The organism is Anaerolineaceae bacterium oral taxon 439 (assembly GCA_001717545.1).
Lineage (GTDB): Bacteria > Chloroflexota > Anaerolineae > Anaerolineales > Anaerolineaceae > Flexilinea.
Window position 1 is genome coordinate 1,141,611 of the sequence record CP017039.1, and the last position, 14,418, is coordinate 1,156,028.

Genomic DNA, 14,418 nt, shown 5'->3' on the forward strand with positions numbered 1-14,418 from the left:
CCTTTGACCAATGCTTATTAAAATTTTGGATAATGAAAATTCTTCTTTCGCTGGATGAAAACGTTTTCTATTCTTCTTGTATTACCGGGCTCCTTTTATTTTTTCCTCACCTTCTTCCTTAAGTAATATTTAAATATGAAGCCTGTTCCTTTTCCGTTTCAATTTTACCATGGGAATTTCAGACCAGACCTGAGGGTCGGTCGTAATTTCCGTCAGGCCCGATCGAGATACATGCTGCGGATTAGAGGGATTCGGAAGTTTAATCGCTGCGCTGGTTTGGTTGGCGCTCCGCTTTAACCGGAGTCAGCGCGAAGGCGATCGTCTCATTCGTCGGCGCGATACCCTTGCCGCGTTCTTCCAGCTTTTCCCGTCCGATCGAGAGCATCAGTTTGATCCGGTTTTCCTGGTTGACCTGCGTCGCGCCGGGATCATAGTCGACGGCGACGATATTCGCTTCGGGATGATTTTCCCGGATCGCGCGGATCATTCCTTTCCCGACGATATGATTCGGGAGGCAGCCGAACGGCTGGGCGCAGACGATATTTTCGTATCCCGATTCGATCAGTTCGAGCATCTCGGCAGTCAGCAGCCATCCCTCGCCCATTTTACAGCCATGCCCGATATAGGGCGCGACGATTTCCTTCAGATGCGCATAGCTCGCCGGGGCGATATAGCGTTCAGAGGTTCGCAGCACGCTGAGCAGGTCTTCTTCAAACTGCTGCAGGTAGTTGAACATGACTTTGACGCCGATTTTTTTCAGCCCGCTTCCGCCGTAAAGCTCAATATCCTCCAGCCGGTTGTCAACCTTGAAAAGCATGAACGCGAGGACGCCCGGAACGTTCACTTCGCAGCCCTGGTCAAACAGGAATTTTTCCAGGTTATTATTCGCGAGCGGGGAATACTTGACGTAGATTTCGCCGACGATCCCGACTCGGACTTTTTTTCGATCGGCGATTTGAATCTTTTCGAACGATCTGAGAATTTGCGTCAGGAGCGAGCGGATCGATTTCCGGTCGACGGCGCCTCCCTTTTCGAACAGCCCGCAGATCGTTTTCACCCAGGACGCGACGAGGTTTTCCGACTCGCCATAGTTGATTTCATACGGCTTGGTCTGATTATTCAGGAGCGTCAGGCAGTCGCCGAAAATCAGCGCCGCGAACGCCTGACGGAGCATCGGGAGCGTAAAGCTGAACCCCGGGTTTTTTTCCATTCCGGACAGGTTGACCGAGATGACCGGGATATGGCCCATCCCGGCGTTGACGAGCGCCTTTCGCAGCAGGTGAATATAATTCGACGCGCGGCAGCCGCCGCCGGTCTGCGACATGGCGAGGGCGACTTTATTCAGGTCATATTTTCCCGATTTAAGCGCGCTGATCATCTGCCCGATCGTCAGCAGCGCGGGGTAGCAGGTGTCGTTATGGACATACTTGATCCCCTGGCTGCGGACGTCCTGGTCCGAGTTGGTCAACAGCTCGACGCGATAGCCGTTCCGGCGCAGTACGTAAACCAGGAACCGGAAATGAATATCGAGCATATTGGGAATCAGGATCGTATAATCCTTTTTCATTTCCTTGGTAAATTCAATCCGCTGGATCGGTTCAGCCATGAAGCACTCCGGTTTTCTGCCGTGCGGCGGCGAATAAGGAACGGATACGGATTTTTACCGCTCCGAGGTTGGTAATTTCGTCGATTTTGATTTGCGTATAGATTTTATCCCTTGCTTCGAGGATCGACCGCGTTTCGTCGGTCGTGATCGCGTCGACGCCGCAGCCGAACGAAACGAGCTGGATCAGGTTCAGGTTCGGGTCGTCCGCGTCGGCGACGAATTTCGCCGCGCCGTAGATCCGGGCGTGATAGGTCCACTGGTTCAGGACGCGGGTCGGGAATTTTTCGTAATGCCGAAGGAGCGAATCGTCGGAGAGGACGACGGCGCCGGTATCGGCGATAAAGCGGTCGATTCCATGGTTGATCTCGTTGTCGAGGTGATACGGCCGGCCGCTCAGGACGATCGCCTGAAGATTTTTTTCGCGGGCGAGAGCTAAGAACTCGTCGCCTTTATCCATGATCGCGGTCAGGTAACGGCGCTCTTCCGCGTAGGCTTCCTTCGCCGCGCGCTCGACGTCCCTGAGCGGGACAGGGCCGAATTCGCGTTCCAGGATGGCCCGGATTTTTTTCGGGAAGTCTTTCGGCCGGTGGATCCCGACGTAATCCTTGATAAAACGGGTTTCCCGGAGGCGTTTCATATTGCTGTTGACGACTTCGGGATAATACGCGACGACGGGGCAGTTGTAATGATTATCGCTGATTCCTTCGTCGAAGTTATAGCTCATGCAGGGGTAAAAGATCGCGTCGACCTTCCGGTCAAGAAGCTCTTCGATATGCCCATGCGCGATTTTCGCCGGGTAGCAGGCGGTATCCGACGGGATCGAATGCTGTCCCTTGAGATAGATATTGCGGTTCGAGGGCGGCGAGACGACGACGCCGAAGCCGAGCGACGTGAAAAACGTATGCCAGAACGGCAGGAGCTCATAAAAATTCAGGACGAGCGGGAGCCCGATCATTTCGCGCCGCAGTCCCGTTTCGTCGCGATATTCGCGCAAGAGCGTTTTCTTATACTCGAACAGGTTGTATTTCGGCCTGGCGGAGGCGACCGTAATCGGCCGGTCGCATTGGTTCCCGCCGATAAAGCGCCGGTTGCCGTCGAACGTGTTGATCGTCAGTCGGCAATGATTGGTGCATTTATTGCAGACGGAGGTGCGGACGGTATGCGTGAAATTCGCGAGTCCGTCGCGGTCTATCAGCCTCGAACGCGTCTGGCCTTCGTCCTCGGCGAGCCGCTTCGCGTAGAGCGCGGCGCCGAACGCGCCCATCAATCCGGAGATTCCCGGACGAATGACTTCGCGTCCGATTTCCTGCTCAAAGGCGCGGAGGACGGCGTCGTTCAGGAACGTCCCGCCCTGGACGACGATATGATCGCCGAGCGATTCGGTATCGCGGACGCGGATAACTTTATACAGCGCGTTTTTGACGACGCTGATCGAGAGCCCGGCGGAGATATTTTCGATGGTCGCGCCGTCCTTCTGCGCCTGTTTCACGGATGAATTCATGAACACCGTGCAGCGCGAGCCGAGGTCGACCGGCTGGTCCGCGGTTAATCCCAGCCTGGCGAATTCGTCGATCGATTTCCCGAGCGCGCCCGCGAACGTCTGCAGGAACGATCCGCAGCCGGAGGAACAGGCTTCGTTCAGGAAGATATTATCGATCGCGCCGCCGCGAATCTTGAAGCATTTAATGTCCTGTCCGCCGATATCGATAATGAAATCGACGTCAGGGTCGAATTTTTTTGCCGCGTTAAAATGCGCTACGGTTTCGACGACGCCATGATCGGCGTGGAAAGCGTTCTTGATAATTTCTTCTCCGTAGCCGGTCGTCGCCGACGAGACGAGATGAATCTCCGGAAATTTTTCGTAGACTTCTTCGAGGAACGCTTTGACGAGCGGGACCGGGTTGCCGCTGTTCGAGAGGTATTTCGCGAACGCGATTTCCTCGTCTTCGTTCAGCACGACGGCTTTCAGCGTCGTCGAACCGGCGTCGATCCCGATATAAGCGCGCCGGCTTCCGGTCAGCGGGCAATCGGTCCGTTCGGAGCGGCTGTGATGCCGTGCGTAAAAATCGCGGTAGGCCTCCTCGTTTTCGAAAAGCGGCGGGAGGCTGTTGTAATCCCGGTTTTTCCCTGACATCTCGATTTTCCGGATCGTGTCTTCGAGGACGACGGCGTCGCCGCCGTTTTCGAGCGCGGCGCCGAGGGCGACGTAGTAGAGCGAATTTTCCGGGCTGGTTCCCTCGGTTTTCAGCGCGTCGTCGAACGCGCTCCTGAGTTCGGAGAGAAACGTCAGCGGTCCGCCCAGATAAAGGATATTGCCTTCGAATTCGCGTCCCTGCGCGAGGCCGGCGATCGTTTGGTTAACGACGGCGGAGAAAATCGAAGCGCAGATATCTTCTTTACTCGCGCCCTGATTCAAGAGCGGCTGAATATCCGATTTGGCGAAAACGCCGCAGCGGGAAGCGATCGCGTAGGTTTTCTGACGCGCCCTGGCGGCCTCGTTCATCTCGCCAGGGGTCATCGCGAGCAGCGTCCCCATCTGGTCGATGAACGCGCCGGTCCCCCCCGCGCAGCTTCCATTCATCCGCACTTCCATTAAGCCTTTCAGAAAGAGGATTTTCGCGTCTTCACCGCCAAGTTCGATAACGATATCGGCTTCGGGGTTGAAGGCGCGGACGGCCGCTTTTGTCGCGAAAACCTCCTGGACGAACGGGATCCTGACCTGTTCGGCGAAGCCCATGCCCGCCGAGCCTGAGACGCTTAGCTGCGCGAAGGATTCTTTCGGGAAGGCGTGCGCGATATCTTTGAGCATGAAGATAACTTTTTCCGCGATCTGGGAAAAATGACGCTCATACTTTTTGTAAACAATTTGACCCTGATGATTGAGGACGACGCTTTTCAGCGTTGTTGATCCGACGTCTAATCCGATTTTCAGCAAAAAACGCAACTCCTTCTGGATCTGGCGGACGGGTTGGGCTTCTCCGGATTCGTCCGCATTCTCGCGGCTGCGTCCGGCGTAAACAACCTTGAAGGTACTTCATCTCTGAAAATAATACTCGTATTCACGGCGAAAAACGGCTGGTCATGACATTCAAATAATGAAAAAAAGGCGGAAGAGCTGCGAAATCCTTGTTGTTCGTTCCGCCCGTACGGCGGTTCAGGAGATCCCGATTCGAAAATCCATTTGTGAAGAAAAACAGTATCGATTGATAGGATGTCTTTATTCACATGAAAATTTCGAAGTTCCGAATTTTGGGATACCCTCCGTTTCGTCAATTTTCAGAATGGTATTTGCGTTGTCGACTGGTTCTTATCCTGACTACGGAAATTTGGAACACAAACTCAGGATAAACGTCATATCTTCAAGCGCTCTGGCAATGATAAAATGTAAACATGGACAGTTGTTGAAAGATTTGTCAAAACGCTTCCTGATAGGGGCGGATTTGGAAAAGGAGTATGCGAATGAAAAGGAATCCGGCGCTTTCGATCGTTATATTTACCGTGGCGGCGGTTTTTTTTTACGCCGCCGTTGCGTTTGCGCAGTCGGAAGCGGATCTCATCGCGACGGGCCTTCAGCAGACGCTCGATGCGCTGATCACGTCGACGCCGGCGGTATCGGTTAAAGAGATTAAGATCGCGATTATCGTCAACGAAACGCTCGATACGTTCCGGACGGGGACGCCGACGCCGCTCCCGAAACCGGGGAATATCGAAACAGCGGTCTACGCTACGCTGGCGGCGCTGGAGCCGACGGCGTCGCTTTCGGCGGAGGACGTCGAAATCGCGGCGGCGGTCAGCGGCACGGTTCAGGCGCTGCTCCCGACCGCCATGGCGTCCGCGTCGTTGATGCGGACGATCGATGCGTATCGCGCGAAGATAACCGCGATCGCGTCGACGCCGGCGCCTCCGCCCGCACCCCCGGCCGTTCCGACGGCGCTTCCGCCCGCGGCATCGGCCGTCCCAACGGCGCGGGAAATCCCGGACCCGGTCGGCTGCGAAGACGCGAAGCTTGTCAGCCATGTTTCGATCCCGGACGGGACGACGCTTCTTCCCGCCCAGCCGTTTAAGAAGACCTGGCGGATTCAGAATTCGGGCAGCTGCGCCTCTCCCTGGACGCCGTCGTATCAGCTCGTTTATTCTCGCGGCGAACGCATGAACGGTCTTTGGGGCGTCCATCTTACCAAGAACGTCGGCCGCGGCGAAACGGTCGATATATCGGTCGATCTGACCGCGCCTTCGGCTCCGGGCGAATACAGCGGAATTTGGATGATGGCCGACGGGGAGGGCAACGTTTTCGGCCGTCAGTTTCAGGTCCGGATCGCCGTCGTCGACAAAGGGCTGTTCGCCTGCGCGTTGGTCGGGACGCGGCCGGACGGGCCCGGCGTCGTCGTGACGCTCAGGAATACCGGGACGGAAAACTGGTCCGAGAACGACGTCGATCTCGTTTATTCTTCCGGCGAAGCGCCGACCGCCGAGACGCGGCTCGACCTTCCCGGGAACGTCCCGCCCGGCGGGACGATAACGTTCCCAAAAATTGATTTCAATTCAGGCCGGACGCCGGGAAATTCGGTTTGGACGCTGTATAACAACGCCGAAGCGATCTGTTCGTTTGGGATCTGATCCGCCGCGGGTAAAAATATGAGGTCCATTTTTAATAGAAAGGAAAAACAGAAGGAAAAATGCGATGAGAAAAAACATATTTCGGGCCGCTTTTGCGGTTCTGAGACGGGGGTATCGGAGCGAGGCTCGTACCTCATTAAGTTTGGAAAAGATTAAAAAGGAGTCCGACATGAAGAAAAAAATATTCTTTTTCATTGGAATACTGATTATCGGATTGATAACGTTTGGGCCGGCGAGCCGGGCGTTCGCGCAGGATTTAATCGCGACCATGGTCAGACAGACGGTCGACGCGATGATTACGCCGACGCCGACGGTCTCGATCAAAGATATTAAAATCGGCGTTTTCGTCAACCAGACGGTCGAAGCGTATTATACCGGGACGCCGACGGCGACGCCGTTCCCGAAGCCGGGGAACGTCGAGACGGCGGTTTACGGGACGCTGGAGGCGATGAAGCCGACGGAGACATATACGGAAGAAGAGCGGGAGATCGTAACCGCAGTCCAGGGCACGGTTCAGGTGCTCCTCCCGACCGGGACGATCGTCCCGACCGCCGACGCGGCCGCGCCGCTGCGGTTGACGCTCGCGGCGTACGAAGCTGCGGCGCGGGGAACGGCGTTCGCGAACGAGGCGGAACCGCTCCTGCGGACGATCGAGGCTTATCGAGCGGAAATGACCGCGACGGCGTCGGCGCTGAACGATCCGGCGGCGATTGCGCAGACGATGATGAGCCGGACTGTATCGGCGCTTCAGGCGACGGTTTCCGCGCCGCGGCCGACGGTATACCCGACCCAGCCGCCGCCACCGCCGGCCTATTATTATCCGGCGACTGTTACGGTGATTGCCCCTCCGCCGCCGAGCGTACCCTGCAACCAGTTCAGCTTTGTTCGGGATCTCAGTATTCCCGACGGATCGTACATGAAACCCAACGAGCGCTTTACGAAAATCTGGCAGGTTCAGAACACCGGAAGTTGTACCTGGAATCCGGGGTACTATCTCGCCTTATTCAAGGGGACGCAAATGGGCGCGGATCGGGTCAACGTCGACCGTTCGGTTCCGCCGGGCGGCGTTATCGACCTTTCGATCAAGCTGACCGCGCCGCCAAGCGAGGGTAGTTACCGCGGTCATTTCACGATGTATACGCCGACCGGGATCCGTTTCATGACGTCGAGCGGGTCGCAGGACGGGATCTGGGTCGATATCCGGGTCCAGGGTTCTGGCCCCGCTCCCAGCCCGACGCCCGCTGTCCCGGCGTCGCCCACACCTCCGCCGGCGCCGGAAACCTGGAGCGTCAATATCTATCATGACCTGAACGGCGGGCACTGGGGCGCGGTTAATATCGATCCGCATACGATCACGGCGCCGATCAACCAGAGCATGCCCGCGGACGGATTAGAGCAGGAGCGGAACATCGAGCCGCTAAAGGAGAACGCCACGTTCAAAGGCTGGAGCGTCCGTTTCACCAACGCGGAGAATGGCGATGTGGTTCATGACGGCGGCGAAGAGATCTGGGATTTGGATCATCCTTTCGATTACTACCCCGGCAATCCGCGGGAGATGGACTGCCTGATGACCGCCCGCTGGGAAGCGGCGGCGCCGGAAATCTGGACCGTCCATATCCGTCATGACCTGAACGGCGGAGACTGGGACTTGGACTGGATCGATCCGCATACGATCACGGCGCCGATCAACCAGAACATGCCCGCGGACGGATTAGAGGAGGAGCGGAACATCGAGCCGCTAAAGGAGAACGCCACGTTCAAAGGCTGGAGCGTCCGTTTCACCAACGCGGAGAATGGCGATGTGGTTCATGACGGCGGCGAAGAGATCTGGGATTTGGATCATCCTTTCGATTACTACCCCGGCAATCCGCGGGAGATGGACTGCCTGATGACCGCCCGCTGGGAAGCGGCGGCGCCGGAAATCTGGACCGTCCATATCCGTCATGACCTGAACGGCGGACACTGGGGCGCGATTAATATCGATCCGCATACGATTACAGCGCCGATCAACCAGAACATGCCCGCGGACGGATTGGAGCAGGAGCGGAACATCGAGCCGCTAAAGGAGAACGCCACGTTCAAAGGCTGGAGCGTCCGTTTCACCAACGCGGAGAATGGCGATGTGGTTCATGACGGCGGCGAAGAGATCTGGGATTTGGATCATCCTTTCGATTACTACCCCGGCAATCCGCGGGAGATGGACTGCCTGATGACCGCCCGCTGGGAAGCGGCGGCGCCGGAAACCTGGAGCGTCAATATCTATCATGACCTGAACGGCGGGTACTGGGAGGGGGGAGGAATTCCCAACCGTACAATAACTGCGGGGATCGGTCAGAACATGCCGCACGGTGCGTTGGAGCCTGAGCGAATAACAAAGCCCAAGAGATTCCCTGCTTCTTTCCGTGGCTGGACCGTTCGTTTCTCCGACGCTGAGACTGGCGATGTGATTTATGCCGGCGGCGAGGTCTGGGATTTGAATCAGCCTTTCGGTTACTATCCCAACAATCCGTTGGAGATGGATTGCCTGATGACCGCTCAATGGAGTTGGTAAACCGATCTCGGATCTCAGAGCAGATAGAAAGGATAAAGGAGACGGTCTGCCCGCATGAATCTTCATGCGGGCAGATAGGTATGATTCAGAAATTGATTCACGGAATCGAACGGAGGGAAGAGGTGGAAAATGAAAACGAAACGTTTTGGATGGGGGATCGGATTGGCGGCGATCGTCCTCATTGTCGTCGGATTGGTTTTCAGCGGTGCGTCTGCGGCGCAGTGGATACCGGATTCCAGCGAAGACGGGACCTGGCGGGTGTACGTCAGCCATGATCTGAACGGCGGGCACTGGGGCGCGGTTTCGATCGATTCGCATGTGTTAACGGCCCCCGTTGGTCAGAGCATGCCGCCGGGCGGGCTGGATCAGGAGAAGAGTATTGAACCGATAAAAGTGAACGCCTCGTTCCGCGGCTGGAGCGTCCGCTTCACCGATTCGTCCAACGGCAACGTGATCTACGACAGCGGCAACGAGGTCTGGGACCTGTATCATCCGTTTGATTACTATCCAAACAACCCGCGGGCAATGGACTGTGTAATGACCGCTCGATGGGCAGAGGGCGCGTCGTCTATGGGACCCGAGACGGGTACATGGACGATCCATGTCAATCATGATTTAAAAGGCGGGTCATTATATAACGGTACACTGCCCTGGCCGCATACCGTCATCACGCCCGTTGGTCAAAATGTGGATATGTTCGTGGCTTTCGAATTCGAGATGGAACATACGCCAGAGAAAGCAGGCAGTACGTTCGGGGGATGGAGCGTCATTTTCACCGACACGGCCACCGGCGATATTGTTTTCGACGGAAGAGATTCTATCTGGAGCCTGTCGGAACCTTTCGCTTACTATCCGGGCAACCCGCGGGAAATGGATCTCCTGATGATCGCCAACTGGAAATCGCCGGTGCCCGAGATTGTCGGAGGGAGCAACCTGTGGAAGGTCCATAACATTTTTGAGATTGACGCAGACGCGCAATGGGGAACTTATATCCCTGATTTTACGATAGCCGCTAAAATCGGCGACAACATGTCTTGGGGCAGCCTGGATCGAGCGAAGAACCCGAACGTCTTCAAACCCGGCTACAGGTTTAAAGGCTGGAGCGTCCGGTTCACCGACGCGGCTACCGGCAGCGTGATCTACGACAGCGGCGATGAGATCTGGGACCTGGATCATCCGTTCGATTACTATCCTGGCAACCCGGTGGAGATGAATTGCCGGTTTCTCGCCAGATGGGAAGAGGACCCGAATGCGAGGGCAGAGATCGATTTCTGGCGCATCGATATCATTTATGATCTGAACGGCGGGCACTGGGGGTCGGAGTTTGAGGGTTTGAAACAACTGATGGCTCCCGAATGGCAAAGCATACCCCTGGATGCCTTAAAGCGTATCGAACCGACAAGGGAAGGCTACAGATTCTCAGGCTGGAGCGTCCGCTTCTCCAATCCGGTCAACGGCTATGTGATCTATGACAGCGGTCAGGAGGTCTGGAACCTGGACGTTCCCTTTAATTATTATCCTGACAACCCGCCGGAAATGGACTGCCGGTTTCTTGCCAGATGGGTCGTGGACGCGCTGCCTCCGGACCCCGACGCGGAGAGTTGGAGCGTCATCGTCAGCCATGACCTGAACGGCGGGCATTGGGGCGCGGTTTCGATCGATCCGCATGTGTTAATGGCCCCCGTTGGTCAGAGCATGCCGTCGGACGGGCTGGATCCGGAGAAGAGTATCGAACCGGTAAACGAAGGCGCCTCGTTCAGGGGCTGGAGCGTCCGTTTCACTGATCCGGCTAACGGCAGCGTGATCTATGACAGCGGCGACGAGATCTGGGACCTGTATCATCCGTTCGATTACTATCCTGGCAACCCGCGGAATATGCATTGTGTCATGACCGCTCGATGGGGGGAGGCGTCGTTTCCGCAGCCCGGCCCGGAGGATACCTGGCGCGTCGTTATCAGCTATGACCTGAACGGCGGGAAATGGCCGCCGGAAGGGGCTCTTTCCCCGCGTACAATAACAGGCGTCGCCGGTCGAAGCATGCCGGACGGTGCGTTGGATCCGGAGAGGAAAATCAAGCCGAAGCATCCCTATCTAAAGCTGGCCCGGTTCAAGGGCTGGAGCGTCCGTTTCACCGATCCGGCTAACGGCAGCGTGATCTATGACAGCGGCGACGAGGTCTGGGACCTGGATCATCCATTCGATTACTATTCTGAAAACCCGAAGGAAATGGACTGCCTGATGATCGCTCGATGGAAAGAGCCGCGGGACGGGGAATGGGGCGTCTATATCGATGTTGATCTGAACGGAGGGTTTAGCGACGCCCAGATTTTTCCGGTGTTGGTAACGGCGCCTATCGGCGAAAGCATACCGACGGAAGAAATAAAGAAAGCGGCTGACTGGGCTCCTCGCTATGACGGGCTTTGGTTCAAGGGCTGGAGCGTCCGTTTCACCGATCCGGTCACCGGCAACGTGATCTATGACAGCGGCAAACATATCTGGGATTTAAACGAGCCTTTCCGTTACTATCCTGAAAACCCACGGGTGATGGAGTGCCTGATGACCGCTCGATGGTCATTGCTTCCCGTGGGGAAGTAAACCGATCCCGGTTCTGGTAACGGGCGGATGGATATGATTCGGAATATGATTTAGAAATCGATTCACGGAATCGAACAGAGAGAAGAGGTGGAAAAATGAAAACGAAACGTTTTGGATGGATGATCGGATTGGCGGCGGTCGTACTCGCCGTTGCCGGATCAGTTTTCAGCGGCGCGTCTGCGGCGCAGTGGATACCGGATTCCAGCGAAGACGGGACCTGGTGGGTGTACGTCAGTCACGACCTGAACGGCGGGCACTGGGACGCGGTTTCGATCGATCCGCATGTGTTAACGGCCCTCAGAGGGCAAAACATGCCGGCGGACGGGCTGGATCAGGAGAAGCGTATCGAACCGATAAAAGAGAACGCCTCGTTCCGAGGCTGGAGCGTCCGTTTCACCAACCCGGAGACTGGCGATGTGCTTTATGACAGCGGCGACGAGGTCTGGAATTTGGATCATCCTTTCGATTATTATCCTGGCAACCCGTTGGAGATGGACTGCCTGATGACCGCTCGATGGGTCGTGGACATGCCCCTTCCGAATCCCGTTGGAAGGGCCGTGGACATGCTGCCTCCGATTCCCGCCCGACGGGGTGTGGACATGCCGTCTCCGAATCCTGTCGGAAGGGACGGGGACATGCTGCTTTCGGATTCTGACGATTGCACGCGGTTTACAATGGTTGAGCATGTGACGGTCCCGCCCGGAACGATCATGAAACCGAACCAGAATTTTCGGAAAATCTGGCGGGTACGGAATGACAGCACCTGCACATGGACGCCGGAATTTTACTGGGAATTTGACGGCGGATATGATTCGGACGCCCCCTGGAAGACATATATACCGCATGATGTCGATCCGGGCGAGACGGTCGATATTGCCATGGAAATGAACGCGCTCTATTATGAAGGCGAATTCTGGGGGAATTGGATTTTGGCTTATCCCGGGCTTTATTGGGAGTTTACACCTGTGAATGAACGGAAATATATTTCGTACAACTATATTGTCGAAGGAGTTCAGGATCAGCCCCCCGCTGTGACGCCTATGCCGGATTCCGACGAATGCACGCGGTTTACAATGGTTGAGCATGTGACGGTTCCGCCCGGAACGATCATGAAACCGAACCAGAATTTTCGGAAGATCTGGCGGGTGCGGAATGACAGCACCTGCACATGGACGCCGGAATTTTACTGGGAATTTGACGGCGGATATGATTCGGACGCTCCCTGGAAGACATATATACCGCATAATGTCGATCCGGGCGAGACGGTCGATATTGCCATGGAAATGAACGCGCTCTATTATGAAGGCGAATTCTGGGGGAATTGGATTTTGGCTTATCCCGGGCTTTATTGGGAGTTTACACCTGTGAATGAACGGAAATATATTTCGTACAACTATATTGTCAAAGAAGTTCAGGATCAGGATTGGTTCCCTGAAATAAATGATACCTCATTGACGGTAATCGATAAGGATCTGCTGAATCTCGATTTACCGGATTTTTTCCCGGAACCGACGATTGCATGGCCGCCGGTTATTCGATGACGGGGGTATCGGAGCGAGGTTGCGAACCTCATGTAAGTTTGGAAGAGATTAAAGAGAGGAGTCCGACATGAAGAAAAAGATATTCTTTTTCATTGGAATACTGATTATCGGATTGATAACGTTTGGGCCGGCGAGCCGGGCGTTCGCGCAGGATTTAATCGCGACCATGGTCAGACAGACGATCGACGCGATGATTACGCCGACGCCGACGGTCTCGATTAAAGATATTAAAATCGGCGTTTTCGTCAACCAGACGGTCGAGGCCTACTATACCGGGACGCCGACGCCGCTCCCGAAGCCGGAGAATCTCGAAACGGCGGTTTACGGGACGTTGGAGGCGATGAAACCGACGGCGACGCCGTCGGCGGAGGATCTCGAAATCGCGATCGCGGTCCATCAGACGGTTCAGGCGCTCTTCCCGCCCGCCCCGACTGCCGACCTGGCCGCGCAGCTGCGGCAGACGATCGCGGCGTTCGAAGCGGCGCGGAACGATTCGGCGGTCCGCGCGCAGACGATGATGGCTCAGACGATCTCGGCGCTGGAGACGGCGGCGGCGGGGCGGAACCCGGTCGTTCCGACCCAGAGCGCGCCGGTCTGGAACCCAGCCGTCCCAGCCGCTCCGCCTGCGGCCCCCCCAGCCGCTCCGCCTGCGCCTCCCCCGGTCGTTCCGACGGCGAGGCCGTGCGAATCGTTCCGCTTTGTCGCGGACGTTTCGATCCCGGACGGGACAGTCATGAAGCCGGGGCAATCGTTTACGAAAACCTGGCGGATCCAGAATACGGGGAGCTGCGTCTGGTCGACGGCGTACCAGCTGTCCTTCGCGCGCGGGGACCAGATGAACGCGCCGGCGGGAGTTCCGCTGACGCGGAACGTTAATCCGGGCGAGTCGGTCGATCTTACCGTTCCGATGGTCGCGCCGATGGCCTCCGGGAAGTACCGCGGGAACTGGCTGATGCGCAGCCCGTCGGGCCAGCTGTTCGGGCTGGGCTCGGGCGGAAAAGACGGCGTCTGGGTCGATATCCGAGTCCAGGCCGGGAGCGCTCCCCCGCCGCCGGCTTCGCCGCCGCAGCAGTTCAGATGCGAACATGTTTCAACGGTTTTCAACGACGTTCGAATGCCTGAAGGGATCGACGCGATCCAGATGACGATCAACCTGAAAAATACCGGGAGCGCGACCTGGTCCAAAGATAACGTTGATCTCGTTTTTACGAGCGCGCGGTTTTGGACGGACGGTTATATCAGCGTCGGCAAGCGCTATGATTTAGCCAATTCAGTTTCGCCCGGGGATTCCGCAACGTTTACGGTGATTTGCGATGACTGCTATGACGATCTCTTTGAAAGTCCGGCGAACAATGTCATCTGGACGCTGATGAGCGGTTCGGATCGGATTTGCGAGTTTGACCTGACGAAAAATAAAATTGAAAACTGGTAACACGGTTCTGTATTTTGTAAAAGAGCCTCAAAGAGGCAGCCGGTCGCGGCAGAGCTTCCGTTTTCAGAAGCCTGCC

At 56.5% G+C, this 14,418-nt stretch carries 7 protein-coding genes; 5 read left to right on the forward strand and 2 right to left on the reverse strand.

The window, feature by feature from the left end; all coding sequences use genetic code 11:
- Positions 1-259 precede the first annotated feature (259 nt).
- The gene (locus BEQ56_05160; GenBank protein ID AOH42916.1) at positions 260-1,606 is read right to left on the reverse strand and encodes a 2-hydroxyglutaryl-CoA dehydratase; all 1,347 of its coding nucleotides are present in this window, start codon (positions 1,604-1,606) and stop codon (positions 260-262) included.
- Positions 1,599-4,550, reverse strand: coding sequence for a hypothetical protein (locus BEQ56_05165; GenBank protein AOH42917.1), 2,952 nt, complete (start codon positions 4,548-4,550; stop codon positions 1,599-1,601). Before BEQ56_05165 ends, BEQ56_05160 begins: the two co-directional genes overlap by 8 nt.
- A gap of 515 nt (positions 4,551-5,065) precedes the next feature.
- Between BEQ56_05165 and BEQ56_05170 the strand changes: the two genes are divergently transcribed.
- The 5 genes from BEQ56_05170 to BEQ56_05190 all read left to right on the forward strand — a co-directional run bounded on the left by BEQ56_05170 (position 5,066) and on the right by BEQ56_05190 (position 14,342).
- Positions 5,066-6,223, forward strand: a complete 1,158-nt coding sequence (locus BEQ56_05170) for a hypothetical protein (GenBank protein ID AOH42918.1) — start codon at positions 5,066-5,068, stop codon at positions 6,221-6,223.
- A gap of 169 nt (positions 6,224-6,392) precedes the next feature.
- On the forward strand, positions 6,393-8,774 hold the full coding sequence (locus BEQ56_05175; protein ID AOH42919.1) for a hypothetical protein: 2,382 nt from the start codon (positions 6,393-6,395) through the stop codon (positions 8,772-8,774).
- Positions 8,775-8,903: 129 nt separating this feature from the next.
- A complete protein-coding gene (locus BEQ56_05180) occupies positions 8,904-11,369 on the forward strand; it encodes a hypothetical protein (GenBank protein AOH42920.1) in 2,466 nt (821 codons plus the stop codon).
- 95 nt (positions 11,370-11,464) lie between these two features.
- Positions 11,465-12,910 (forward strand): hypothetical protein, encoded by a 1,446-nt coding sequence (locus tag BEQ56_05185; GenBank protein AOH42921.1) that lies wholly within the window; start codon positions 11,465-11,467, stop codon positions 12,908-12,910.
- Between the two features lie 67 nt (positions 12,911-12,977).
- Positions 12,978-14,342 carry a hypothetical protein gene (locus BEQ56_05190; protein AOH42922.1) on the forward strand — a complete coding sequence of 455 codons (1,365 nt, stop codon included), beginning with the start codon at positions 12,978-12,980 and terminating at the stop codon, positions 14,340-14,342.
- Positions 14,343-14,418 lie beyond the last annotated feature (76 nt).

What these genes read in the sequence shown, in the direction of transcription:
- BEQ56_05160 (AOH42916.1), bottom strand. Translation starts at nt 1,606, where the DNA reads ATGGCTGAACCGATCCAGCGGATTGAATTTACCAAGGAAATGAAAAAG.
- BEQ56_05170 (AOH42918.1), top strand. Translation starts at nt 5,066, where the DNA reads ATGAAAAGGAATCCGGCGCTTTCGATCGTTATATTTACCGTGGCGGCG.
- BEQ56_05175 (AOH42919.1), top strand. Translation starts at nt 6,393, where the DNA reads ATGAAGAAAAAAATATTCTTTTTCATTGGAATACTGATTATCGGATTG.
- BEQ56_05180 (AOH42920.1), top strand. Translation starts at nt 8,904, where the DNA reads ATGAAAACGAAACGTTTTGGATGGGGGATCGGATTGGCGGCGATCGTC.
- BEQ56_05185 (AOH42921.1), top strand. Translation starts at nt 11,465, where the DNA reads ATGAAAACGAAACGTTTTGGATGGATGATCGGATTGGCGGCGGTCGTA.
- BEQ56_05190 (AOH42922.1), top strand. Translation starts at nt 12,978, where the DNA reads ATGAAGAAAAAGATATTCTTTTTCATTGGAATACTGATTATCGGATTG.